This is a genomic window from Jeotgalicoccus sp. ATCC 8456, assembly GCF_016313225.1.
Lineage (GTDB): Bacteria > Bacillota > Bacilli > Staphylococcales > Salinicoccaceae > Jeotgalicoccus > Jeotgalicoccus marinus.
Genome location: NZ_CP066224.1, coordinates 1,345,965 through 1,370,849, shown reverse-complemented (window position 1 = coordinate 1,370,849; position 24,885 = coordinate 1,345,965). Strand labels below are relative to the sequence as shown.

25 protein-coding genes and 2 riboswitches are annotated in these 24,885 nt (G+C 37.1%); of the genes, 13 read left to right on the top strand and 12 right to left on the bottom strand.

Translation table 11 applies throughout. From position 1 onward, the window contains the following. Positions 1 to 26 precede the first annotated feature (26 nt). The 7 genes from JEM45_RS07095 to JEM45_RS07065 form a co-directional block, all read right to left on the bottom strand. A complete protein-coding gene (locus tag JEM45_RS07095) occupies positions 27 to 1,109 on the bottom strand; it encodes an MGDG synthase family glycosyltransferase (RefSeq protein WP_198687171.1) in 1,083 nt (360 codons plus the stop codon). Positions 1,110 to 1,255: 146 nt separating this feature from the next. After that, positions 1,256 to 2,047 carry an energy-coupling factor transporter transmembrane component T family protein gene (locus tag JEM45_RS07090; protein ID WP_198687170.1) on the bottom strand — a complete coding sequence of 264 codons (792 nt, stop codon included), beginning with the start codon at positions 2,045 to 2,047 and terminating at the stop codon, positions 1,256 to 1,258. Further along, positions 2,037 to 3,488: an ABC transporter ATP-binding protein gene (locus tag JEM45_RS07085; RefSeq protein ID WP_235678844.1), complete on the bottom strand. Its 1,452-nt coding sequence runs from the start codon at positions 3,486 to 3,488 to the stop codon at positions 2,037 to 2,039. The genes JEM45_RS07090 and JEM45_RS07085 overlap by 11 nt, the downstream gene beginning before the upstream one ends. Then, positions 3,448 to 4,029, bottom strand: a complete 582-nt coding sequence (locus JEM45_RS07080) for an ECF transporter S component (RefSeq protein ID WP_026865933.1) — start codon at positions 4,027 to 4,029, stop codon at positions 3,448 to 3,450. Before JEM45_RS07080 ends, JEM45_RS07085 begins: the two co-directional genes overlap by 41 nt. Positions 4,030 to 4,089: 60 nt before the next feature. Further along, positions 4,090 to 4,180: riboswitch (TPP riboswitch) on the bottom strand. Between the two features lie 52 nt (positions 4,181 to 4,232). After that, positions 4,233 to 4,646 (bottom strand): 6-pyruvoyl trahydropterin synthase family protein, encoded by a 414-nt coding sequence (locus tag JEM45_RS07075; protein WP_198687169.1) that lies wholly within the window; start codon positions 4,644 to 4,646, stop codon positions 4,233 to 4,235. 12 nt (positions 4,647 to 4,658) lie between these two features. Then, on the bottom strand, positions 4,659 to 6,155 hold the full coding sequence (locus JEM45_RS07070) for a pyruvate kinase (RefSeq protein WP_198687168.1): 1,497 nt from the start codon (positions 6,153 to 6,155) through the stop codon (positions 4,659 to 4,661). Positions 6,156 to 6,215: 60 nt separating this feature from the next. Then, positions 6,216 to 6,479 carry a 4a-hydroxytetrahydrobiopterin dehydratase gene (locus JEM45_RS07065; RefSeq protein WP_035855308.1) on the bottom strand — a complete coding sequence of 88 codons (264 nt, stop codon included), beginning with the start codon at positions 6,477 to 6,479 and terminating at the stop codon, positions 6,216 to 6,218. 127 nt (positions 6,480 to 6,606) lie between these two features. Here JEM45_RS07065 and JEM45_RS07060 point away from each other — a divergent pair, with 127 nt between their 5' ends. Both JEM45_RS07060 and glnA read left to right on the top strand, forming a co-directional pair. After that, positions 6,607 to 7,035 (top strand): pyridoxamine 5'-phosphate oxidase family protein, encoded by a 429-nt coding sequence (locus JEM45_RS07060; RefSeq protein WP_198687167.1) that lies wholly within the window; start codon positions 6,607 to 6,609, stop codon positions 7,033 to 7,035. Positions 7,036 to 7,108: 73 nt separating this feature from the next. Beyond that, a complete protein-coding gene (gene glnA, locus JEM45_RS07055) occupies positions 7,109 to 8,443 on the top strand; it encodes a type I glutamate--ammonia ligase (RefSeq protein ID WP_156889120.1) in 1,335 nt (444 codons plus the stop codon). Between the two features lie 46 nt (positions 8,444 to 8,489). Here glnA and JEM45_RS07050 read toward each other — a convergent pair whose 3' ends face one another. Both JEM45_RS07050 and JEM45_RS07045 read right to left on the bottom strand, forming a co-directional pair. Further along, complete coding sequence (locus tag JEM45_RS07050; RefSeq protein WP_198687166.1) at positions 8,490 to 9,218, bottom strand: SDR family NAD(P)-dependent oxidoreductase; 729 nt, start codon at positions 9,216 to 9,218, stop codon at positions 8,490 to 8,492. A gap of 34 nt (positions 9,219 to 9,252) precedes the next feature. Beyond that, positions 9,253 to 10,683 carry a phosphate--AMP phosphotransferase gene (locus JEM45_RS07045; protein WP_166626330.1) on the bottom strand — a complete coding sequence of 477 codons (1,431 nt, stop codon included), beginning with the start codon at positions 10,681 to 10,683 and terminating at the stop codon, positions 9,253 to 9,255. 146 nt (positions 10,684 to 10,829) lie between these two features. Then, a riboswitch (FMN riboswitch) is annotated at positions 10,830 to 10,959 on the top strand. A gap of 133 nt (positions 10,960 to 11,092) precedes the next feature. On the opposite strand from JEM45_RS07045, the gene ribD reads away from it, so the two are divergent. The 4 genes from ribD to ribH are packed head-to-tail and all read left to right on the top strand — an operon-like array spanning position 11,093 to position 14,376. Then, positions 11,093 to 12,136 (top strand): bifunctional diaminohydroxyphosphoribosylaminopyrimidine deaminase/5-amino-6-(5-phosphoribosylamino)uracil reductase RibD, encoded by a 1,044-nt coding sequence (gene ribD / locus JEM45_RS07040; RefSeq protein ID WP_235678843.1) that lies wholly within the window; start codon positions 11,093 to 11,095, stop codon positions 12,134 to 12,136. Next, on the top strand, positions 12,121 to 12,735 hold the full coding sequence (locus JEM45_RS07035; RefSeq protein ID WP_166626329.1) for a riboflavin synthase: 615 nt from the start codon (positions 12,121 to 12,123) through the stop codon (positions 12,733 to 12,735). Before ribD ends, JEM45_RS07035 begins: the two co-directional genes overlap by 16 nt. After that, positions 12,728 to 13,897 (top strand): bifunctional 3,4-dihydroxy-2-butanone-4-phosphate synthase/GTP cyclohydrolase II, encoded by a 1,170-nt coding sequence (locus JEM45_RS07030; protein WP_026865923.1) that lies wholly within the window; start codon positions 12,728 to 12,730, stop codon positions 13,895 to 13,897. Before JEM45_RS07035 ends, JEM45_RS07030 begins: the two co-directional genes overlap by 8 nt. An 11-nt stretch (positions 13,898 to 13,908) precedes the next feature. Beyond that, entirely contained in the window at positions 13,909 to 14,376 is a 468-nt protein-coding gene (ribH, locus tag JEM45_RS07025; protein ID WP_026865922.1) for a 6,7-dimethyl-8-ribityllumazine synthase, read from the top strand. Between the two features lie 58 nt (positions 14,377 to 14,434). Here the strand turns inward: ribH and JEM45_RS07020 are convergent, their stop codons facing one another. Continuing rightward, positions 14,435 to 14,773: a DUF6176 family protein gene (locus JEM45_RS07020; RefSeq protein ID WP_026865921.1), complete on the bottom strand. Its 339-nt coding sequence runs from the start codon at positions 14,771 to 14,773 to the stop codon at positions 14,435 to 14,437. Between the two features lie 144 nt (positions 14,774 to 14,917). On the opposite strand from JEM45_RS07020, the gene JEM45_RS07015 reads away from it, so the two are divergent. The 4 genes from JEM45_RS07015 to JEM45_RS07000 all read left to right on the top strand — a co-directional run bounded on the left by JEM45_RS07015 (position 14,918) and on the right by JEM45_RS07000 (position 18,766). Then, on the top strand, positions 14,918 to 16,369 hold the full coding sequence (locus tag JEM45_RS07015) for a SulP family inorganic anion transporter (RefSeq protein WP_166626327.1): 1,452 nt from the start codon (positions 14,918 to 14,920) through the stop codon (positions 16,367 to 16,369). A 15-nt stretch (positions 16,370 to 16,384) separates the two neighbouring features. Continuing rightward, a complete protein-coding gene (locus tag JEM45_RS07010; RefSeq protein ID WP_026865919.1) occupies positions 16,385 to 16,774 on the top strand; it encodes a universal stress protein in 390 nt (129 codons plus the stop codon). 138 nt (positions 16,775 to 16,912) lie between these two features. After that, positions 16,913 to 18,433, top strand: a complete 1,521-nt coding sequence (locus JEM45_RS07005; protein ID WP_026865918.1) for an acetaldehyde dehydrogenase ExaC — start codon at positions 16,913 to 16,915, stop codon at positions 18,431 to 18,433. Beyond that, on the top strand, positions 18,434 to 18,766 hold the full coding sequence (locus tag JEM45_RS07000) for a DUF779 domain-containing protein (protein ID WP_166626326.1): 333 nt from the start codon (positions 18,434 to 18,436) through the stop codon (positions 18,764 to 18,766). It abuts the gene before it with no gap. Positions 18,767 to 18,845: 79 nt separating this feature from the next. Here the strand turns inward: JEM45_RS07000 and JEM45_RS06995 are convergent, their stop codons facing one another. Then, complete coding sequence (locus JEM45_RS06995) at positions 18,846 to 21,410, bottom strand: choice-of-anchor I family protein (protein ID WP_235678842.1); 2,565 nt, start codon at positions 21,408 to 21,410, stop codon at positions 18,846 to 18,848. Positions 21,411 to 21,551: 141 nt separating this feature from the next. Between JEM45_RS06995 and JEM45_RS06990 the strand changes: the two genes are divergently transcribed. Genes JEM45_RS06990 through arsC form a run of 3 tightly spaced genes read left to right on the top strand, consistent with a single transcriptional unit; the run spans position 21,552 to position 23,561 of the window. After that, positions 21,552 to 21,869: an ArsR/SmtB family transcription factor gene (locus JEM45_RS06990; protein WP_166626325.1), complete on the top strand. Its 318-nt coding sequence runs from the start codon at positions 21,552 to 21,554 to the stop codon at positions 21,867 to 21,869. Beyond that, the gene (locus JEM45_RS06985; RefSeq protein ID WP_166626324.1) at positions 21,866 to 23,155 is read left to right on the top strand and encodes an arsenic transporter; all 1,290 of its coding nucleotides are present in this window, start codon (positions 21,866 to 21,868) and stop codon (positions 23,153 to 23,155) included. The genes JEM45_RS06990 and JEM45_RS06985 overlap by 4 nt, the downstream gene beginning before the upstream one ends. Before the next feature lie 10 nt (positions 23,156 to 23,165). Beyond that, on the top strand, positions 23,166 to 23,561 hold the full coding sequence (gene arsC / locus JEM45_RS06980; protein ID WP_026865914.1) for an arsenate reductase (thioredoxin): 396 nt from the start codon (positions 23,166 to 23,168) through the stop codon (positions 23,559 to 23,561). Positions 23,562 to 23,613: 52 nt separating this feature from the next. Here arsC and JEM45_RS06975 read toward each other — a convergent pair whose 3' ends face one another. Beyond that, the gene (locus tag JEM45_RS06975) at positions 23,614 to 24,885 is read right to left on the bottom strand and encodes a M20 family metallo-hydrolase (RefSeq protein ID WP_026865913.1); all 1,272 of its coding nucleotides are present in this window, start codon (positions 24,883 to 24,885) and stop codon (positions 23,614 to 23,616) included.

Here is a 24,885-nt window from a genome sequence, read left to right as displayed (position 1 = left end):
TGAACGTACGGCACTCTCATTTATATTTAAACAAGATTTTCTATGATGTATTCAGCTGAACTAGCAGTTCTTACTCTACGCATCTCCGTTTTAATCGAATGGATGAAATTTTTATCAGCTAGTAAATGCTCTGTATATTCTTTTAGTTCTTTTCGATTGTTTGCAACAAGGGCTAATTTCTTTTCTTGGAAATACAGAGCATTTTCCATCTCTTGGCCAGGAGTCGGTTTATATAGGATTACAGGTGTCTCAGTCGCTAGGGCTTCTGTTAGGGTAATGCCTCCAGGTTTTGTAATCATGATATCTGCACATGACATCCAATGATTCATATTTGTTGTATAGCCAATGATGAGTATATTCTTATAGTTGTGAAATTCTAATTTAAGTTGTTCTCTTAAAATATCGTTTTTACCACAGATAATGATGACTTGATTATCATTTTTAGTAGCTATTTTCTTCACGTACTTCTTAAACCCTTTTAGAAGGCCGAGCGAACCTGTACACACGAGAATAGTGTTTTTGTCTGTTGATAAGTTGAATTTGTTTAGCCAAGCATTCCTGTCAGTTTTAATCTTGAATTCTTTACTGATAGGAATACCTGTGACTTTGATCATCTCAGGTAAAACACCTTTTTTAATTAAGTCGCCCTTCATTTTTTCTGTAGCAACATAATAGACATCAGTATTATTAATTACCCAATTTTTGTGCACACAGTAATCTGTAATCACTGTATGAATTGGGATATCTAGGCCGAATTCTTCTTTAATGAGACTTAAAACAGGTGTTGGGAAAGTATTTAAAATGAGGTCTGGATTATGCTTATCAATTATATTTTTTAAATAAGCTAAACCATATTTTTTGTAGAAACAAGTGTTTAGTTTTTCCTGACGGGCATAATAGAAAAACTTGTAGGTCGGTTTGAAGTGAGCAAAGCACTTTAAATACCAGTCTTTAATAAGTCGGGTTAATAAAGGGTGAGCCTCTAAATAAAGATCGTGTGTTACAACGTCGATATCATAGTCATTGAGCGCCTTGTTTAAAGTATTGCTTACCATTAGATGACCGTTACCAAAAGAGCCAGTGATCACAAGTACTTTAAGTTTAGACATTATTATATTCCCCCACATAATGTAATGAACTAGAGTGCAGTAAGAATCATATTTTTCACTTAAATACTATCATGAGATAAAAGAATTATTGAAAAATAAATAAACTCTTAACAATAGTAAAAATCCCTTTTAAAATTCAAAGGGATTTATCTTGCATCACTAGTATTAAAGATAGGGTAGTTTATGCCTAAATACGATGAGATTAATAGAGCGATTAAAATAGTAATGACAAAGAATATATCATTAAAGGAAAAAGTTGTTTGTCGGTAGTAGGTTCTCTGATTATCACTGAACCCTTTGGACTCCATAGCAATACCTAGGCGATATGCTCGACGTATACTTTGGCTCATCAAGGTAACGATTGTCATTCTTAGTCCTTTAAAACCAGAAATCCGTTTCTTATCTATTAAAGGTGCACGAACTTTTCTAGCACGTCTTAACTGTACATATTCTGAGAAAATTAATGGAATCATATTGATAGCTGCCATAAAAGAATAGGCATATTTTGACTTTATTTTGAAATGAATCATCAAAGCATAAAATACATCCGTAATCTTTAAAGTGAAGATTACTAATGCGCCAAATAACGATAAAATAACGCCTCTCATGGTGATATGAATACCACGGATAAAACTCTCTTCTGTAACATGGATGATACCTAATTTAAATAAGGTTGTATCGCCCTGTCCGTATAGAATCATATAGGTGCTGGATAATAAACCGGACACTAAAATAACGCCTAATAGAATACATAAATAACGCCATTGGATACCACTTAAGGTAAACAATAGTATCGCCATTATACATACAAAATAAAGCAAGGTATTCGGGTTATGAGTAAAGACGACAATCACAAAAAGTGCAGCAGCTGCGATAATTTTGGTAACTGGGTTAACGTTATGAACGAAAGTATCGTTATTCTTAATGCTATCGAACATTGTGTGTGTCCTTTTCTAGGATCATGCCATCCAGAATTTCTAAACGACGGGATGGATAACGCGTTTGAATATTCACGTCATGGGTAATCATAATTATTGTTGTACCAGCTTTAACCAATTCATCAAAAAGTTCCAGCATAAAGAACGTGTTTTTTTGATCCAGTCCAAAAGTCGGCTCATCTAATAACAACAAATCAGGTATGCCACCTAATGCTGTTGCCACACTTAAGCGTCTCTTTTGCCCTGTGGATAATTCTAGTGGATTTAGATGGGCAGAATGTTCTAGCGAAAACATTTTTAAAATATCTTCTGTCTTCTGTTTTGCTAGATTCTCATCATATCGGTGTTCCATATTGATATATATTTCGTCATAAACTCTATGAGTTATAAATTGCAGTTCTGGATTTTGAAAAACTGGGTAGACATCTCCGATGATATCCTTTGTTTTCTTTACAAGCTTATTCTTATAGATAATTTGTCCTTGATGGGGAATCAACTTCATCAATGCACTAAGAAAACTTGATTTACCCGCACCATTTGGACCTTCTAATGTAAGCCATTGCCGAGACCTTATGTGTAAATGATCAATGTAAAGTATATCAATGCCGCGTCTGTCTATTTTCATATCTCTAATTTCTAATAAAGGCGCTCCGTCTTTATTACTTTGTACAAATTGTGGTGCTTGGTTCCACGACATTGGATGCCAGACGCCGTATTCATTAAGTAAGTCAACGTGGTGACTTAGTACAAATTTTGGATCTTTATCGAGAATAATTTCTCCATCATCATTCATTAGGATGACACGGTCGACCTTATCCCAAATATATTCAACTCGGTGTTCTACAATCACAACAGTTAGGTCGGACCAAATAGATAAAATCGTTTCCCAAAGATTTTTTGCAGAATCATCATCTAACATGCTTGTTGGTTCATCTAAAAATAAAGTGTCCGGTTCTTGTATGAGTGCTGCAGCAACAGATAGCTTTTGTTTCATCCCACCAGATAGTTGATTAATTGATAAGTCTAAAGGTACGTCTAGTCCAATTCTTTTTAAAGCGTTAGTCATCATGTTGTTCATCAGACTAGGAGCAATCCTCTGGTTTTCTAGGATAAATGCAAGTTCTTCTTCAACGGTTGGCATGGTGAACTGGGCATCAGGGTCTTGGAATACGTAGCTTGAAGCATTTGGTATATCTAAATAATCTGCTTTTACAGGTGTATGAATGACTTTAGGAATCAATCCGCCCATCACATTTAGTAAGGTGCTTTTACCGGAGCCAGAAGGACCGACAAGTAACACCTTTTCCCCTTTCTTAACACTTATATTGATGTTTGAAAATAATAGCTGCTCTGTCTCAGGGAATTTGAGTTTAAGGTTTTCGATATTTATATCAGTCATATTAAAAACCATCAGACGAATCGCTTTGTTTTTTACCAACATATTTTAAGACACCGGTCCCTTTTACACCTTCATAGAGTTTATGACCTAACCATCCGGCGACGATTGCGCCACTGATAATTCTGAAGATAAGCATCAGCATTAGGTTCCAAGTTTCTAAATGACCAAGGTAGCCATAATACCAATCAAGCGGAATTGTTGATAAGGCTGCTGCTACACCTGCGAGTACAGCTACATATAACTTAGTACTGTTATATCTATAGAGTAAGAAAATGATCTCACATGCCAGTCCTTGGAGTAGTCCATACATGATTAAGACGATATCGAACTGTAACAGAACGATCGTTTCTCCAGAAGCTGCTGCAAATTCTGCAAGTAAAGCGACACCCGGTTTTCTAATAATTAAATAAGCTACAATTGCAGCAATGAACCACATACCATAGACCAATTCATTGATGTGTAAACCAAGGGGCTGCAAGACGGTATATACACCATCCCAGAGAGAATAAAGTACTGCAAAAACTAAGGCGATGACAACTGTGATCAATACGTCTGTCAAAGTTAAAACATTGCTGTTTTTCATAGAATAAACCTCCGTGATTTTTACAAATAAAAAAACACACCACTAACGGAATGGTGTGCATATAAAAATATGCCACTTCCCTACGCTAGTATGATCTAGATCAGGTGATAAGGGTGATTCTCAGCCTTTACAGGCACCCCTAGTGGTGGTGATTTCAATATTTGATTATCTCAATCATAGTACACTTACACATTTTTGTGAAGTTAATTTGTAACAGTCACGCCGTGATTCGTACTTTCGTATAGGGTGACTTTAATTAAATCATCTTGCGGCTTTAAAATTTTGTTAAATTCATCTCTGATCCATAGTGCGATATTTTCCGCAGTAGTATTCATATTTACTAGCGTCTCATTTAATATCTGCCCATCTAAAAGCGGCCGGATTTTATTGTGGTATAAGGCGTCAATAGCCATAAAGTCAGTCGCTAAACCGGACTCATCAATTGGTGAGTTCACATCAACCGTCAATCTATAGGTGTGGTTGAGTAAATCTTTATACTGTGTTTTGAAAAAAAAGATTCGATTATCACAAGTGAATGTGTAATGGAGATGAATGGTGACCTGTTCTTTCTTATAGGCAAAATTGCTTGGTGCTTGTATATGACTCAGTGTTGACATAGTTTTCATCCTTTACTCATTAAAGAGTGCCTTAGATATGTTTAGGGCTCTTAACATTGCTGTTTTTTTATAGTTATGGTCTTCGCTCTTAATCAGTATATCATTCACTGTTTTAACACCTTCTACAATGTAATCTCCCTTGTTTAGCATAATACACTCTGCTCTTGCACCTGCGACAACATCAGATATTTCTGAACGTGTTGGGATACCGTTCTTAATCAGAGATTCTAATACTTGAGTTGCCCAAATCATTGGAATGTGTGCAGCCTCACATATCCATAATAGTTCTTCTTGAATTTCACTCAAGCGTTCATAGCCGATTTCTACAGCGAGGTCTCCACGAGCGAGCATGACACCAAAAGGTCTGTGTGAGGCGGCTTCGGCTATGATATTAGGGAATTCTTTTATGGCTTCTACAGTTTCGATTTTAGCAATAATAGGCATGTCTTTATTGTCATCAGGGAGCTTATCCTGTAATACCGATTCGATAAAAGTCATATCCTCTTTTGATTTAACGAAGGAAAAAGCGATCAAATCGGCATGTTGGCTAGCAAAATCTAAGTCTACTAAATCTTTTTCTGTTAAGACGTTTAAATCGATATCTACATCTGGGAAATTAATGCCTTTCTCTGTCTTAATTTTAACGCCATTTTCTTTAGTTACTTTAGTCACTTTTAAAATTAGGCCTGAGTCAAGAACCTCTGTTACCTTAGCCTCAACTTGACCGTCGTCAATCTTAATCAGTTGCCCAACATCAATATTTTTAAGGACTTCGGGTACTGAAGTGTTAACTGCAATTTCAATGTTAGCTGGTAAAGTCATCGCATCTTCATTAGATAAGAGGAATGATTCACCGGTTTTCAATTTAGGGTTTCTCTTGGAAGTAAGTAGATTTTTAATGCGAACTTTAGGACCGCTAATATCCATCAGAATACGACATTCTGTGTTCCCTTCTTTAGCCGCCTGTTTTATGTTGTGAATCATTTTCTTCCAAACACTACTGTCATCGTGGGCACAATTAATACGGGCTGTATTCATGCCTGAATCTATAAGGTCTTTTACAAGTTGATAGTCTGTTGCTGCGTCACTTGGCATAGTCACCATGATTTGTGATTGCCTGATTTCAGGGCCTTTGCCAAGCAAAAGGTCAGTATTATGTTTAAGCATGCTATATCGATTTTCGCCATCTTGATATTCTGGATAAGAAACATCATCTTGTTCATGGCCTGTTATATAACCTAAGGTTTTAATTACTGAATCTAAGTTTGACAAAATATGGGGCTCGATGCGTCCAAGAGAAGAAACGCCCCAAGGGATTAAATTATTTTGGATTTCTCGATGATCGTACTGCCTGAACGCCATATAATATGCTAAATTTCGAAGACTGTCACTATAGCTACTTCTTGTGTTAGATTCGGACCACTGGTCTAGCAATTTTTGGCCATCATCTAGCACTTGTACTTTCAACGATTTTACATCTTCAAGTATCCTTTTTGCTTCCTCGTTCATGATCAACCTCCTTAAAGGTGAAAAAGCTGCCCGGCCATTCATTAACCGGACAGCCGATCTTTATATATATATTTCATCTGTTGCTTTGGCACCTTCTATATCACGTTCCTTGAGTTCGTGTGTTGAGAATGTAGTCCAAACAACTGTAATCGTCGAATAATTAATTCTGATACCTGGGTGGTGTTGTACATCTTCTGCATACTCTGCAAGCTTATTGACGAAGTCTATGCCTTCAGGGAATGTTTCGAACTTAAATTTTTTAATTAACTTCTCATCTTCAAGAGTCCAACCTTCCAACTGCTCTGCTTCTTCTTTTATATTCATGTTAATACCTCCCGTTTATAATTTATCTATTTATTATTTACCCATATTTAAATATAAAAATCCAAAATGATTTAATATGTTTACCATGTGGTAAAGGATATCTAACTACATAAAGTGGGTGATATAAATGGATATAGAAAAGATAACGACACGTATTAAAGAAATTTTAGAAGAATCAAAAGTAGGCGTATTATCAACTGCTAAGGACAATATTCCAGACTCTCGTTACATGTGGTTTTATAACGATGGTTTAACCCTTTATGCTAAAACAAATGATCAGTCAAGAAAATACGAGGAGCTGATTGATAATCCTAACGTCCATGTATTGTTAGGGTTTAATGATGAGAAAAAACACGCGTTTGTAGAAATAACAGGATCAGTGGAAATAGTAAAGGACCAAGAAGTAATAGAAAATATTTGGGAAGAAGCGGATGAAGAATTTTTTGGATCTGTAAATAATCCTAATCTGGTTGCCCTTAAAGTGAAACCTAATCATATAAAGATTATGAGAGATAAGAATTTTGATGAAGTAGAAATTGATATCGAAGATATATAGTTTAGATTTATTCTTACAGGGCATACAAACTATGAGAAGGATTTTTAAAATCTAATTAGGAGTGATTATGTTAATGAGTAAAATATCTGCTTCAGATATTTTAGAAAGTGCAAAAAAAGAACAGGTAGACTATGTGAAACTTCAGTTCACTGACATACTAGGCGCCCTGAAAAATGTGGAAATTCCTGTTGAACAATTAGAAGAAGCTCTTGAAGGTCAAACAATGTTTGATGGTTCTTCAGTAGAAGGTTTTGTTCGAGTTGAAGAGTCAGACATGTTTTTAAAACCCGATTTTGACACGTGGGCAGTATTCCCTTGGTTGGAAGAAGAGTTCAAGGTGGCAAGGCTCATTTGTGATGTACATGATTTTAATAATCAACCTTTTGAAGGTGATCCGAGAAGTAACTTAAAACGTATTGTAAGTGAGATGAAGGATATGGGTTATGACCAGTTTAACCTAGGTGCTGAGCCAGAATTTTACCTGTTTAAGCTTGATGAGAATGGTGAGCCGACGAATGCAGTAAACGACACCAGTGGTTATTTTGATGTGTCTATTTCAGATACAAGTGAAGCGTGCCGTAGAAAGATTGCTAGAACATTAAAAGAAATTGGTTTTGAGGTCGAAATGTTCCACCATGAAGTAGGTCCTAGTCAGCACGAAATCAGTTTCAAATATAGCGATGCTGTAACGGCAAGTGATAACATTCAAACGTTTAAATATATTGCAAAAACCGTTGCTCATCAGTATGGTCTACATGTAACCTTTATGCCAAAACCCCTTTATAATGAACCGGGTAGTGGCATGCATTATAATGTATCGCTGTTTAAAGATGATAATAATATATTCTTTGATAAAAATGATGAATTTGGCTTAAGTGAAGAGATGCGTTACTTCATGGCCGGTCTATTAGATCATGCTAGGGGTTATACTGCAATTTGTAATCCTTTAGTAAATTCCTATAAACGATTAACTTCAGGTTTTGAAGCACCAAGATACATTGCTTGGAGTGGCAGAAACCGTACACCGCTCTTAAGAATACCGGGTACTAGAGGTGCGGGAACGAGAGCAGAAGTAAGATCGCTTGATCCGTCTGCGAACCCTTATCTAGCGACGGCAGTCATCCTAAAAGCCGGTTTAAGTGGTATCCAAAAAGAGAAAGATTTAACAACGCCTGTTGATGAAAATATATATAATATGTCACACAAAGAAAGAAAATCAGAAGACATAGAAGATTTACCAACAACTTTATATACAGCAATTAAGGCGTTAAGGGCAGATGAAGTCATTCAAGAAGCTCTTGGTCAACATATATTTGATCATTTTGTAGAGAATAAATTATACGAATGGCAAAGATATAGTGCGCAAGTAACGTCATGGGAAATGACAGAATACTTGACTCAGTACTAAAATAACACCGTTATAATGACTATCGTTATAACGGTGTTTTATCGTTTTATAAATAATCTTTTACATTGTAACTCTCTTGATTTCCGAAATCGTCAGAAGTTACAACCTTGATGAGTGCAGCTGCAACATCTTCAGCTTTTGCTAGCGCATTATTTGACTTATATTCTTTAAAACGATCTAGGTTTGGAAATTCATTGATGTCTGAAGAACGAATAGTTTCTTGCATTCCAGTATCAATCACACCTGGGTAGAATATGGCACTCTTGATGTTATTTTCTTGATGTATGTTCTCCTTATTTAAAACTTCATGAACCATATTAATAGCTGCTTTTGAACTACAGTAAGCACCCCAACCCTCAATGCCGTTTACCGCAGCCCCACTTGTTACAGTTAGAATACGTTTGGTACCTTTGAAATCTTTAAAACGATTGATGAATCCCTTGATAAGTAGTGTTGGTGCAACAACATTTGTTTTATAGTTATCTAGCATTTCAGAACCATTTAAATTGCCTAGTGATTGTACAGGGTCTACAGTACCTGCTACATTGAGTAAATACACTTCATCGCCATTACTAGGTTCAATAGCTGAGAAAATATCTGATATTGAATTTTCTAAGGTGTCGATGTCATTAAAGTCAGTGAGAAAACTCTGGTGTATAACTGTATTATTTTCTATAGGACTACGTGTAATGCTAATGATTTTGTCGTCCTTTAGTAAGTTTGCAACTGCCTGACCAAGTCCCCTATTTGTTCCTGTTAAAAACACATATCTCATGATTTAAACTCCCTTATGTTTGATAATTCTTATACTACACTTCTTTTAGGCGTGATTCACACATTTTTATAATTGTTTCAAGGGCAGTAATGCGTGCATAGCGCTTGTTATTTGCAGAAATAATGCACCATGGTGCAATTATAGTCGATGTGTAATTAATCATATCTTCTGATGCTTCTAAATATAAGTCCCATTTATCCCTATTTCGCCAGTCCTCTTCAGTAATTTTCCAAGCCTTTTCAGGTGTGTTCTCACGGTCTCTAAATCGTTCTAGCTGTTCTTCTTTATCTAGAGATAGAAAGAACTTTATTATGATTGCACCGGCGTTGGATAAGGATTTCTCAAAATCATTTATTTCTTGATAAGCCTGTTGCCACTCTCTCATAGTTGCAAAACCTTCTACACGTTCAACTAAAACACGTCCATACCAACTTCGATCAAAGAAGCCGATATGACCAGTTCTCGGAATTCGGTTAGCGAAACGCCATAGATAATGATGAGAAAGCTCAATATCTGACGGTGCACCTATGGCGTTATTTGTATATCCTGTCGGGTCAAGTAATGCTCTTGTATGTTTGATATTACCGCCCTTCCCAGCTGCATCCATACCTTCGTAGACTAAAATTAAAGGTATTTTATGTTCATATAACTGAAACTGAATTTCTCGCATTTTTTCTTGGAGTAAGGGTAATCGTTTCTGATAATCTTTTTTCTTCATTTTTTCTTTGTCAAAATCAAATGTGAACAGCTTCGTTTCAAAATCCCTTGTGAATTTACCGTCGACAACTGGTTCTTCTGCTGTAGAAGCGCGTTCAATTCTTGACTCAAGACGGTCGATGAGAATTTTATACATATCATTGACAGCTTGGTCACTGTTGTGGAAATTCACAACTTCCCAAGGACAAAGTGTTTGTCTGTTGATGAAATACGACATTTCCTCATCATAATCATGGTGCTTAAGTAAACCTTGGAATTCTTCAGCTTTCCATTTTAAAACAGGGTTTCCCTTTAATTTTTTAATATGACGTTCACGCGCTTCTTTGTCTGTATTAATAAAAAGTTTAATGATTTCGTAGTCATTATTAATCAGCGTTTCTTCGAAATTTTCCATATCCTCTTCTAGTTCTGCCATATTAAAAGGTGTATGTGTGGCTTTGTAGTAATCTTTTAGCTCTATATATTGAGAATACCAACTTCTGAAGTGGATATTGATATCGCCTTCCGGCGGTAAATGATACCAATAACGTTGTAAAAATGGATAGCGTACATAAGCCTCTCTTGGTGGCCTAGCTGCAATGAAGTTCGTATACTTTGCATCAAGGGCCATATATAATGCATTAGCGAGTCTTGATTTACCTGAAGCGGGGGCCCCTTCAATTAAAATCATGACAGGTATTTCTAATTCGTGTGCAGCTCTCGTAACTTCACCTAGTTTATTTTCTAACTTTTCGTTAATGTCGTCCATCAACCCATCCCCTTAAGGTAAATATTTTGTCTATTATTTCCCTTGTTATACATAAAGAAAACAAAGTATAAAGTATTGAGAAATCAAAAGATTGCCTTTTCCCGACTTGTATACTATAGTTTAGTCAGAGTTTTTCAACTGAATAAATATTCTTTCGGGGCAGGGTGAAATTCCCAACCGGCGGTGAGAGCCCGCGACCTGTACGTTATTTTACGTATGGCTGATTCAGTGCAAGTCTGAAGCCGACAGTTAGAGTCTGGATGGGAGAGAGAATAATGCAGCAGCGTAAAATCTTTATAATTTTTGCGTTTATTTAACATTGCAATTTGTGCAATGTTATTCAGCATACATTATTTTAGCGCCGGTGGATGATTTCATTCCCGGTGCTATTTATATTCAGGAGGTAAACTTGAATCACTATATGGATATAGCTATATCAATGGCTAAACTAGCAATTGGACAGACAGGTATGAATCCGCCTGTTGGTGCGGTCATCGTAAAAAATGGTCGCATTATTGGTACTGGTTCCCATTTAAAAAGTGGTGAAATGCATGCAGAACTTGCAGCGTTACAGGCTTGTATTGAGGATCCAGAAGGTGCGGATATCTATGTTACTTTAGAACCATGTTCGCATCACGGTAAGACGCCGCCTTGCACTGATGCCATAATAGAATCAGGTATCAAACGTGTTTATTATGCCTATAAGGATAATAATGATAAGGTGTCAGGCATTCAAAAATTATCAGCACACGGAATTGAAGTGATTTATTCAAGGCATGAAGCGGCAAGTGAACTTTATCGTCCTTTTAATATAAGGCTTATGAACAAAAGACCCTATATTACTCTCAAGTGTGCACAGACACTGGATGGTAAGATAGCACGTCAAAACGGTGACAGTCATTGGGTGAGTAACTCGGAATCAAGAAGGGATGTCCATCAAATTAGACAGCTTCATGATGGCATTTTAATCGGTGCAGGTACTTTGATAGCTGATGATCCCTTATTGACAGTTCGTCTTTTTGATAATGATAAACAACCGATACCAATCGTTCTACTGGGTTCAAAAGTTTTAAATCAATCGTTGAATTTATTGAAGCACCCAGTTCAACCTATTGTATTTACGACTAATGAAGAAAATTTGAAGTTTAAGGATACTTTTAAAGTATATGTAGGCAACTACACTTTGACAGAAATATTAACAATATTAATTGAAGAGAATGTCTCTTCCGTGCTTGTTGAGGGTGGTACAACTGTTCACACTCAATTTATAAATGAAAACTTATTCGATGACCTCATCATTTACATTGCCCCGAAAATATTTGGTTATTCTAAATATCAATTACATAGTGGTGTCTTGGATACCCACGATGGACTGATATTGCAAAACGTTGAAAAACTCGAGTCAGACATAAAGCTTACCTACAGGAGGACTCGACAATGTTTACAGGATTAATCGAACACACTGCTCCGGTTTTAGAGATCAATCGACAATCGGAACTTACTTCTTTAAAGATACAAAATACTCATTTCAAAAATTTAATACAAGGTGAATCTATTGCTGTTAACGGTGTATGTTTAACAGTTACTAATTTTACAAATGATACTTTTGAAGTAGACATCGTCAATGAAACCATGAACGTTACAAACTTCAATCAGCTGCAACCAAACCAAAGTGTAAATCTAGAGCGAGCATTAAGACTTGACCAACGTTTAGGTGGTCATCTCGTTGGTGGTCATGTGGAGGGCACTGGTCAAATCATCACGTCTTCAATAGACGGAGATGCCCTTGTTCTTGAAATAACAGTGCCGGATATGCTTATGAAGTACATGGTACATAAAGGCTCTGTAACGATAGACGGCATTAGCCTGACAATATTTGAAGTCGATTATGAACGTTGTAGAATTACTTTGAATATCATTCCAGAGACTCAGAGACAGACGAATTTAAGTAACAGAATTGTCGATGACAACGTCAATATTGAATCGGATATGATTGTCAGACATGTCGCTCACTTAATGTCGTTTAAACAGGCAGGTGGGACCCATGTTTGATGCTATTGAAGCTGCACTTGCAGCACTAAAAAATGGCGAGCTTATTATCGTGACTGACGATGAAAATAGAGAAAATGAAGGAGACCTTATTGGTATTACGGAATTTATCGATGAAGAAGCAATCAATTTCATGGCAACACACGGTCGCGGTCTTATATGTGCACCAGTTTCAAAAGAAATTGCAAGACGAGCTGGTCTTAATCATATGGTCGAATATAATAGCGATGAGTTTCAAACAGCTTTTACGGTTTCAGTTGACCATGTGAACTCGACAACAGGAATCAGTGCTTTTGAAAGGTATGAAACAATTCAAGCTTTGATAAGTAATCATCTTTCAACAAGCGATTTTAATCGACCAGGACATGTATTCCCACTGATTGCTAAAGACGGAGGTGTCAGAGAAAGACAAGGGCATACTGAAGCGGCAGTTGACTTAGCAAAACTCACTGGTGCAAAACCAGCGGGGGTAATCTGTGAAATTATGAATGATGACGGCACTATGGCAAGATTAGATGACCTTATCCCCTATAAGAAAAGGCACAATTTAAAGATGATAAATATTAAAGATTTAAAAGCATATATAGAAAAAAATATGACAGTATCACATGAAAGTACAGTATCTCTACCAACAAGCTATGGTGATTTTAAGTTACATGCTTTTACAGACCAAGACGGTTTAGAACATCTCGCTTTGGTTCATGGTGATATAAAAAAACGTATGAATGTGAGAATTCATTCTGAATGTCTAACGGGTGATGTGTTTAAGAGTGAGCGTTGTGATTGCGGAGAGCAACTAGACCTTGCCATGAAAGTCATGGCTAAGGAAGACGGCGTTATATTGTATATGCGTCAAGAAGGCCGTGGCATTGGGTTAATTAATAAGCTGAAAGCATATGAATATATTGAAGCGGGTTATGATACCGTCACTGCGAATGAACATTTGGGATTCGACGCTGATTTGAGACGTTATGATGCAGCTGGGAGTATTCTGAAGTATCTAGGTATAAATGAAGTAGATTTATATAGCAATAATCCGATGAAGGTCACTGGTCTAAGTAATGAGGGCATTATTGTGCATCAAACTTCACTTATTATTCCGCCCAACAGCCACAATGAATCATACTTGAGAACTAAAAAAGAAAAACTAGGACATTTATTATAGGAGGAAGTATTATGAATGAATTACAGGGAAATATGGATGGAAAAGGCTTAAAAATTGCGATAGTAACTGCAGAATTTAATGGTTTCATCACAGAGCAATTATTAAAGGGTGCCCATTCAACATTGTTAAAATACGGGGTGATTGATGATGACATTGACTCTGTACATGTACCAGGTGCATTTGAATTGCCATTGATCGCCAAAACATTAGCAGAATCAGGTCGTTACGATGGTGTTATAACGTTAGGATGTGTCATAAGAGGTGCCACAACACATTATGATTATGTATGTAACGAAACAGCAAAAGGGATTAGTAATGCTAGTCTATCTACAGGTATTCCCGTTATTTTTGGCGTTATAACGACGGAGAATGTTGAACAAGCTATAGATCGTGCGGGTGTTAAAGTAGGGAATAAAGGTTCAGAAGCAGCGGCCGCAGTCATAGATATGGCAAGAAAATTAAACTTGATTAATGCATAAATTAGGTAAAGAAAACCGGCTGACAAATATAAATTGTCAGCCGGTTTAATGATATCGGTCAGCGAATTAGTTGTCTGATATGATCAGGTAACATAATTACTTCTGCTTGCATATCAGCTGGTCGGAATGTCTTATCGATACAAGCATCCATATATTCTAGGTGTTTCTCATCGATATCTGCATCACTGATTTTCTCACCATCATCAGCTTGAATGCTGTACCAGTATAAGTATTCAACATCCATGAAGACCTCTCGGAAGATTGTTTCTACGTACATCTTTTCTCCTTCTAAGTTCATCAAAACATCATCCATGTTCTCTTGCATGTATTTAATCCACTCATCAACTATTTCGCTTTTTCCTTCTTTAACTTTAAACTTAGTGAGTTCAGCTCTCATGATAGCTCCTCCTCGTATATTTACACTATATATAATTATTTTATATTAAATTTTATCATGTTGCGAATAAATAAGTGTGATCTTAACATTTTATAAACAAACATCTGCTATAATAATATGCATTAATCTTTGAGGAGTTAGAAAATGTTGGAAAAATTTAAAAGAGAATGGTTGACTGCTCCAGGCACAAACATCCTAGCTGGTATAGTGGTTGCCCTAGCATTAATACCAGAAGCGATCGCATTCTCAATCATCGCAGGCGTAGATCCAATGGTTGGTTTATATGCATCATTTCTTATTGCCGTCATTATATCCCTTGTGGGTGGTCGCCCGGCAATGATTTCAGCTGCAACTGGTGCAGTTGCCTTAATTGTCGTACCGCTAGTACGGGATTATGGTGTAGAGTATTTATTTGCAGCAACGATTCTAATGGGTATCATTCAAATCTTACTAGGTATATTTAAGGTAGGAAAACTACTTAAGTTCATACCAAATTCGGTTATGATTGGTTTTGTAAATGCCTTAGCGATCATGATTTTTATGGCACAACTACAGCATATATTTGGTATATCACTTGATACATATATTTATTTCATTATTACTTTAATTATTTTATATGTTGTACCAAAATTCTTAAGGACTATACCCGCTCCATTGATTGCGATAGTGACCTTAACAGCGGCCTACATGATATTTGGAGCTGAGGTTAGAACTGTAGGTGACCTTGGTGCAATTGAAAAGTCATTGCCGAGCTTTTTAATTCCTGATGTACCATTTACATTGGAAACTTTAAAAATAATTTTCCCATATTCACTATCTATGGCAATAGTTGGTTTGGTGGAAAGTTTATTAACCGCACGTATCGTTGATAATGCAACTGATACTTACTCTAGTAAAAATAGAGAGTCTAGGGGTCAGGGTATAGCGAACCTCGTAACAGGTTTTTTTGGAGGAATGGGAGGCTGTGCAATGATAGGACAATCTGTTATTAATGTGAGATCAGGAGCGACGACGAGACTCTCTACTTTTACAGCTGGTTTTGTGCTCATGCTGATGATTATTGTACTGGGCGATTTGGTTGTCCGAATCCCTATGCCGATCCTGGCAGGGATTATGGTCGTTGTTACTATTAGTACCTTTGATTGGAAAACCTTCAAGTATATAAGAACTGCACCAAGGACGGATGTCTTTGTAATGTTATTATCTGTTGCTATAATCTTGTTAACAGATAATCTGGCGATTGGTGTTGTGGCAGGCGTATTCTTTAGTGCCATATTCTTTGCGACTAAGATTTCTAAAGTATCAGTCGAAATGGATGAATCAGAACATCATTTTACATTTCGTGTTGTGGGGCAAGTATTCTTTGCTTCAATTGACACAATGATTGAACAGATAGAATTTAGACCCTATGATAAGCATATCTACTTAGATTTTTCACAGGCACATTTGTGGGATGATTCTGCGGTGGATGCCATTGATACTATAGTTAGAAAGTTTGAAGATAAAGGGAACATGGTATTTGTCTCAAAACTTAACGCTGATAGTAGAAAAATTATGAAGGAATTAAGCGAATTAAACGAACAACATCTTACTTAAACTAGGAGGGGTACGGTGTATCAATCAGTTTTATTGGCAGCGGATGGTTCAGAAAATAGTTTTCGTGCAGCAGTAGAGTTGATGCATTTTATCGGTGAAAAAACAAAGGTAACAGTGCTGAATGTTACCGAAATTGAACATTCGAAGGATGAAGTATTACATGGGCTGAAGCCAGCGAATCTGGATTCCATCACAACGCTATTCGACGAAAGTAACGTTGATTATAACGTTGTTATAGAACGTGGTATACCTGAAGAAACTGTCATTAAATACGCTAATAGCAGAGATTACGATATTATAACGCTAGGCAGTAGAGGATTAAATAGTCTACAAGAGATAATGATGGGAAGCTTAAGTCGAAAAGTCGTTAAAAAATCAGAAATTCCAGTTTTAATTGTTAAATGAGGATGGGTGAGCGAGACTTATGAGAAAGAATATAAGTTAAGCTCACCCATTTTAAATTTGACGAGGTGAAAGCCTTTACATTCAATTGTCTGATTAGTTAGAATACAGATAGAAAGTATAAATGAAGGGGGTAATAAAGTGGTATTTGAATTTCCAAACAAAGCTGACGCTAAGTACAAAATCAAAAGCCAATACGAAAACTTTATCGGTGGAGAATGGACGCCACCATCAGACAATGAGTACTTTGATAATGAATCACCTGTTTTAGGTGAGGTCGTATCTAAAGTACCTCGGTCTAAGCAGGAAGATGTTGATAAGGCTGTTGCAGCAGCAACAGAAGCTCAAAAATCATGGGCATTAACATCACCAACTGAACGTAGTAATATACTCTTGAAGATTGCAGATCGTGTTGAAGAAAACTTAGAAGAACTTGCTGTTTTAGAGACTTTTGAAAATGGTAAGGCAGTACGTGAAACTTTAAATGCAGACTTACCTTTAGTCGTAGATCACTTTAGATATTTTGCAGGTGTAATTCGTGCGCAGGAAGGTGGTATTTCACAAATAGATAATGATACTGTTGCTTACCACTACCACGAGCCTTTAGGTGTTGTTGGACAGATTATTCCTTGGAACTTCCCACTGTTGATGGCAACGTGGAAAATTGCTCCAGCCTTAGCTGCAGGGAACTCAATTGTTCTAAAACCAGCTGAACAAACACCAACGACAATTCTACATTTTGTTGAATTAGTCCAAGACATTCTACCAAAAGGTGTCTTAAACATTGTGAACGGCTTTGGTTCTGAAGCAGGTCAAGCGCTAGCAACACATAATGGTATTAATAAGATTGCTTTCACTGGTGAAACGACAACGGGTCGTATCATCATGCAAAATGCCAGTCAGAACTTAATTCCGGTTACTTTAGAGCTTGGTGGTAAGTCACCGAATATCTTTGCAAAAGATGTGATGGATGCAGATGATGAATATCTTGATAAAGCTATTGAAGGTTTAGTGATGTTCGCCTTAAACCAAGGTGAAGTTTGTACGTGTCCATCAAGAGCACTCGTGCATGAAGATATCTTTGATGCGTTTATGGAACGTGTCGTTAAAAGAGTAGAAGAGATTAAAGTTGGTAATCCCTTAGATCCAAATACAATGATGGGTGCTCAAACTTCTAATGAACAAAAAGAAAAAATTGCTTCATATCTGGATATCGGCCGTAAAGAAGGTGCAGAGATATTAACAGGTGGTAATCTTCAAGAATTTGATGGAGATATTGCAAATGGTTATTACTTTGAACCGACAATCTTTAAAGGCAACAATAAGATGAGAATCTTCCAAGAAGAAATTTTTGGACCGGTATTAGCAGTAGCAACTTATAAAGATGACGATGAAGCAATTGAAATTGCCAATGATACACTGTACGGCCTAGGTGCAGGTGTCTGGACACGTAGTCAAAATAGAGCGTATAGACTTGGAAGAGCGATACAAGCTGGTCGAGTATGGGTGAATACGTATCATGACTATCCAGCCCATGCAGCCTTCGGTGGATATAAGATGAGTGGTATTGGCCGAGAAAACCATAAGATGATGCTAGAACATTATCAACAAACTAAGAACTTGCTAGTGAGTTATAGTGAGTCTCCGAAAGGATTCTTCTAAGTGGCAGTATTAGAACAAGTACTGGCGACAGATGAAGCCAAAACACTCATCAATGAGTTGAAAGAAGAACACGGCGAGTTAATCTTCCACCAATCTGGTGGTTGCTGTGATGGCTCTAGTCCAATGTGTTTAAAAAAAGGCATGATGATTATTGGTGATGTAGACGTACACCTAGGAGATATTGAAGGTGTGCCGTTCTATATGAACGAGAAACAATATGAATATTGGAAATATACTCAGATTACAGTAGATGTTGTAAAAGGTATAGGTGGTATGTTTAGTGTCGAAGGGCCAAGAGGCGTCAGATTTCACATTAGAAGTGAACCATTATAGTAGCGTAGCATTCTTATACAAAGAAACACAATAAAGGCATGCTCTCTAGAGAGCATGCCTTTATTATTGTAATCATGTCTTACTGTTCTTTTCTATTTCTTCTAAAGAAGGTAAAGAAACCACCTAAGCCTAATAGAATTGCAGCAAGTACACCTGTTTCTGGTGCAGTGATTCCAGTGTTTGGTAGGGTTTCTTGGCTGTCTTTCTTACTGCTTTGTTCTGTGACTTGGCTAACTGCCGCAGTAGTAAGGTTTGGATCTGCAGTCATTCTAGCATTCGTTGATGTTTTTGTAACAGCCGTATTTTCACGTGAAACATCATTGCTAGCTGTCACTTCATCTGAATCTGATGCACTAACATCCTTTATAATATCTTCCTTGTCTAAATCTGGTTTTTTATCATTTGAATCTTCTCCATCAACCATGACATCTTCTGTACCGTTATCTTCTACATCTGTAGAACCATTTTCTACGTCGTTATTTAATAATGACGTGAGTTCAAAGAGTGAAATGGTACCTGATAATTCATGACCTACAGCTAGCATTGGTACACCTTCAGGGCTATCTTCTGCGGCTATAAAGTCCATTCCTTCAGGAGAGATGTCTGTAAGTGATGCATCATATACGTAGTCGACGAAATAGGTTGCATCCGGATTGCTCACGTTATATATGAAGAATCCACCAGTACGCTCCGATCCAATAAAGGCATATTGCTCTTCGCCGACTGTACCCACTACTACAGACTCTGTTTCAGGGCCCTTGTTATCACTACGGCCATCCATCGCTAGTTCATCTGGTGCTTCAATATCAACATTGAACCAGTCGGGAATGTAGTTAAGAGTTGTTTTCTCAAATTCATCACCGCTGTCATAGATCATCGCCATATCTGAAGCTCTCATAATAGAGAATGAACGTGCACCAAATGAGACAATTGCATTATGGATATCCCCTGTTTTGAATGGATGATCTAACGTTACTGTTAAACGACCGAGCTGATCGTCATCAAAGAGACCATTTGCTACCATGTCATCTAGTTCTTCTTGTGTAAAGCCGTTATAATACTGTGCATCCAATTGAATCAAGTCTTTAATATCAGAGACTCTAACTTCTTCACTATAACCATCATAGTCTTGAGAGTCACCTTCGTTAGCTGTAACTATATACGTTTCACCGTTAACCTCATATAAAGCAATACCATCAGGTTGATACATACCTAAAACTGGTACAGGTGTAATGTCAGCTCCGCCGTCCTCATCTGAAACATCCATACCCATGCCAGGTATAGAGTGATCTTTATAGCCCATAGATTGGATTCTTTCAAAAGATTTATTTGCGATATTGAACTTACCAATGGCACTTACTTCTTGGAAAGCGACATAAGCATATTCACTGTTATTATCAACAACGATATATTCAGGTTCGGCATTTAAATGATATTCATCAGGGTTTGGACCTAGTGGACGGAAATCTTCTGGAATATCTTCTTTTGTTACATTTACAGTCGTTACATCATCTTGTGTTAAGTGTTGTGGTGATTTTCTTGTATCAATGACTGAGATACCACCTGGTGGATTGATTGTATACTCATCATTTAATTCACCTTCATTCGCAACTAATAATGAGTCACCATCCGGAGTATATGTCAGCATATCTGGAAGTGCGCCAACAGTTAAACGATTTAAATATTTTCCTAGATAATCAAAGAACACAACTTGTCCATTATCTGTTTTTACTTCAGCCGGGGCAGCGACAGCAATATATTCACCGCTAGGGTTAACGGCAACACTTGTTAGGTCGCCCGCTTCAACTCCATAGTCTTCTAAGAATATTTGATTTATAAGCTTTAATTCTTCGGTAGAGCCATCAATGATATCTAATGACGTCTCATAACCGTTTACAGAGTAGATATAGTTATTTTTAGGATTATGCTGTACAATTTCCGTTCCCGCTCCATCAAAAGGTGCCCCAGTTTCGTATCGGCTCTTATGTGTAACTTCAAGTTCTTCATTTGCTGTTTCAGGGTATTCCTCTACCTCTTCAGCTGTATCTTCTTCAACAGGTGTTTCTTCCTCAACTACCTCCTCTTCGACAAGTGTTTTTTCGGTCTCTTCCTCAATAACGTTAGTGTCTTCCACTACAGGTGTGACTTCAGTTTGTGTTTCCTCTTCTAAGACATCTTCTGTAGCATCGTCTTCAACAGGCGCTTCTTCAATGCTTTCTTCAACTGGGGTCTCTTCTAAAAAATCCTCAGAAGGCACTTCTTCCGCTTGTTCTTCAACAGCTGCTTCATTCACTTCATCTGCTGGCGTTGGATCATTGATTTCTTCTTCAATGGGCATAGGCGCTTCAGTAGCTTGTTCAACAGGTTCTGTAGGCGTTACTTCCTCTTCAACAACAGGCAGCTCATTAGTTATTTTTTCGCCTTCTACTCCTTCACTCGTTTCTGCAACTACTTCAGCTGGATTTTCAGAATTGATTTCTTCCTCGATCGTTGCTGTTTCCTCAGCTGTTTCCACTTCATCTGCTGAAGCGGTTTGCCCGAGTCCGGTGAAAAGGAATGTGCCTAAAACTGCAACACCTACACCTGTAGTGAATTTTCTAATACCATATGTATGTTTCTGATTTGTGAAATCTGAATGTTTCATAAAGCCCTCCAAGTATGTTATAAGTTTCACTAATAAAATTAGCACAGTACTGTTAAGGGAATGTTTTCTTTTGTATAAAATATGTAAAAATAATATAGACAAATATCTATATAGATAGTAATCTATATTCGAGGTGAGTATATGAACTATAGCAACCTAGCAACACAATTAAGGATATTGGCAGATGAAAGTCGTTTAGAGATTATAGATTTACTTTCTTGTAATGAATTGTGTGGACACGATATCTTATCTTATTTTAATTTTAGTCAACCCACTTTAAGTCATCATATGAAAGTTCTGGTCGAAAATAGAGTGGTCACTAAAAGGAGAGAGGGTAATAAATTTATGTATCGATTAAATAACGATATTTTAAATGATCTTAAACAATCTCTAGATATGATTAGTCGACCTTCTAGTGAGTGTATTTGTCATTCCATAACGGAGGATTGTAACGCATGACGATACTAGCAATACTCATATTTTTAATTACTTTATTTTTTGTTATTACACAACCACGCGGCTTGGATATTGGTATTTCGGCAGCCGTTGGAGCGATTGTTGCGATCATTTTTGGCGTGGTTTCCTTTTCAGATATCGTTGAAGTAACGGGTATTGTTTGGAATGCCACCCTGACCTTTGTTGCTGTCATCATAATTTCTTTGATACTAGATGAAATAGGATTCTTTGAATGGGCGGCAAGTTTTATGGTGAAAGCCTCAAATGGTAGCAGTAAAAAAATGTTTGTTAATATGATGCTTTTAGGTGCAGTTGTAGCAGCATTCTTTGCGAATGATGGTGCTGCACTAATTTTAACCCCAATTGTACTTGCGATGGTCAGACAGCTGAGCTTTAAGGAACAAGCGATATTCCCATTTGTAATTGCTTCTGGATTTATTGCAGATACGACTTCCTTACCACTTGTGGTGAGTAACCTGGTTAATATTGTGTCAGCAGACTATTTTAATATCGGATTCTTAGAGTATTTCTTACATATGATTATTCCGAATATATTCTCGTTGATTGCAAGTATTATTGTACTGTGGTTATTTTTCAGAAAAGCAATTCCGAAACACTTTAGTTCAGAAGCTATTATTAAACCGAATAGTCTAATCAAAGATCGCTTTATGTTTAAGGTTTCTTGGTTGGTCTTGTCTGTCCTCTTAGTAGGATATATTGCAAGTGAGTTTCTACAGATTCCAGTCTCACTGATTGCCGGTTTAACAGCTATTGTATTTATTCTATTAGCGATAAAATCACCTGTGGTCAATGTTGGTCAAGTAGTTAAAGGGGCACCATGGAATATCGTCGTATTTTCTATAGGGATGTATGTTGTCGTATTTGGTTTAAGAAATGTTGGATTGACTGATGTTTTATCAGACTTACTTTTACAGATAACAGAATATGGATTACTGGCTACAGTAATGGGCATGGGAAGCATTGCAGCCGTTCTATCTTCGATGATGAACAACATGCCTACAGTGATGATTAATGCAATTGCTATCAAAGAATCTGGTGTGCAAGGTGTCATACAAGAGGCAATGATCTATGCGAATATTATAGGTTCAGACCTAGGTCCAAAGATTACACCAATTGGTTCATTAGCAACCTTGTTATGGCTTCATGTTTTAGCTTCAAAAAATATGAAAATTTCATGGGGCACATATTTTAAGATAGGCATCATGATTACCCCACCAGTCCTTATACTGACTCTGTTGGGGTTATACTTTACTTTACTATTCCTTTAGGAGGAAGAAGATGGCTAAAACAATTTATTTTATATGTACAGGAAACTCATGTAGAAGTCAGATGGCTGAGGCATGGGCGAAGGAAATCATGGGGGCTGAATGGAAGGTATATTCAGCGGGTATTGAGGCACATGGCATTAACGAAAATGCAGTTACTGTTATGGATGAAGTGGGAATAGATATTTCACAACAAACGTCCAACATCATTGATAAGCAAATTTTAGGAACAGCTGATTTAGTCGTTACTTTGTGTAGTGATGCTGATAATAACTGTCCAGTCCTACCTAAGAATACTAAGAAAGCTCACTGGGGTCTTGATGATCCAGCAGGTTTACCACTTTCAGAATTTCGGCGTGTTAGAGATGAAATTAAATTAAAAATAGAATCATTTAATTCTAGGATGTAATAGACAATGGCCGATTATTTTGACGATAGTCGGCCATTGTTATTCTAATATTTTATTTTCTCATTTGTTTTTCCATAAATTGCTTCAAGACATGTATAGTGGTCACACAGTCATTTAAAGATGTCCATTCTTTAGGATTATGACTAATACCATCTACACTTCGTGCGAAGATCATTGCTACAGGTATCTCTAAGCCGATATTCATAGAATCATGACCTGCGCCACTAGGCAGTTCAAGTGGTTCTATGTTCATTGCTTTTAAAATTGACTTCAATTCTTCTTTATAGACCGTATCGATTGGGATAGGTTTAACACTGGAAGTACGTTCAATAAAGACTTCAATTCCCCGCTCATCAGAAATTTGCTTCGCTTGTTTGCGGATTTTATCGATGAGTAATTCTCTGGTATCTTCATGAATATCTCTAATATCAACGATGAGTTTCACTGATTCCGGAATAACGTTGGCGCCGTTTGGAGATACTGACAGTTTACCCACTGTAGCAACAGCAGTATCACTAACTGTAGATGGGAGTGTTTCAATTTCAGAAACGAAACGCCCTGCAGCGACGAGTGCGTCCTGACGGTCGTTCATCGGTGTATTACCAGCATGCCCAGCTAGGCCTTTAAACTCGATTTCTAACCATGATTGTCCAGCGATACCACTGACAATTCCTACAGGTAGATTATGTTTTTCTAGAAGCTTACCCTGTTCGATATGTGTCTCAGCAAAAAATGTCCAATCTCTTTGTTTTATATTTTTAAAGTCGTTTAAATTTGAACCATATTGCTCTAAAACTTCTTCCAGATTTAAACCGTCACTATCTCTAACATTTGCCATAATTTCTTCAGTTAATAACCCCGTATATGCGCGACTACCAAAGACTCCACTGGAGAATCTGGCACCTTCTTCATCACTAAAAATGACGACTTCAAAAGATTTCTCAGGCGTAAAATCCTGTGTTCGCCAAGCTTCTACAAGTTCTAGGGCAGCTAAGACACCGAGTACACCGTCAAAATTTCCGCCTGCTGGGACAGTATCTAAATGCGAGCCAGATGCAACAGATTGACTGTTGTCTTTACCTACTAACCGACCAAAGATATTACCCGCACCATCAGTTTCAACTTTAAGGCCAGCCTTTGTCATCCAAGATGTAACAAGCGCTTTTGCTTCTTTTTCTTCTTTAGAAAAACCACGTCGATTCACACCGCCAGACGATAACGATCCGATTTGGGATAATTCGTATAATCTATGTGCTAAACGTTTGCCATCTATACCGTCATAATTTAGTTCTTGATTATAGTCGTTCAGTAATCTATCTAGCAT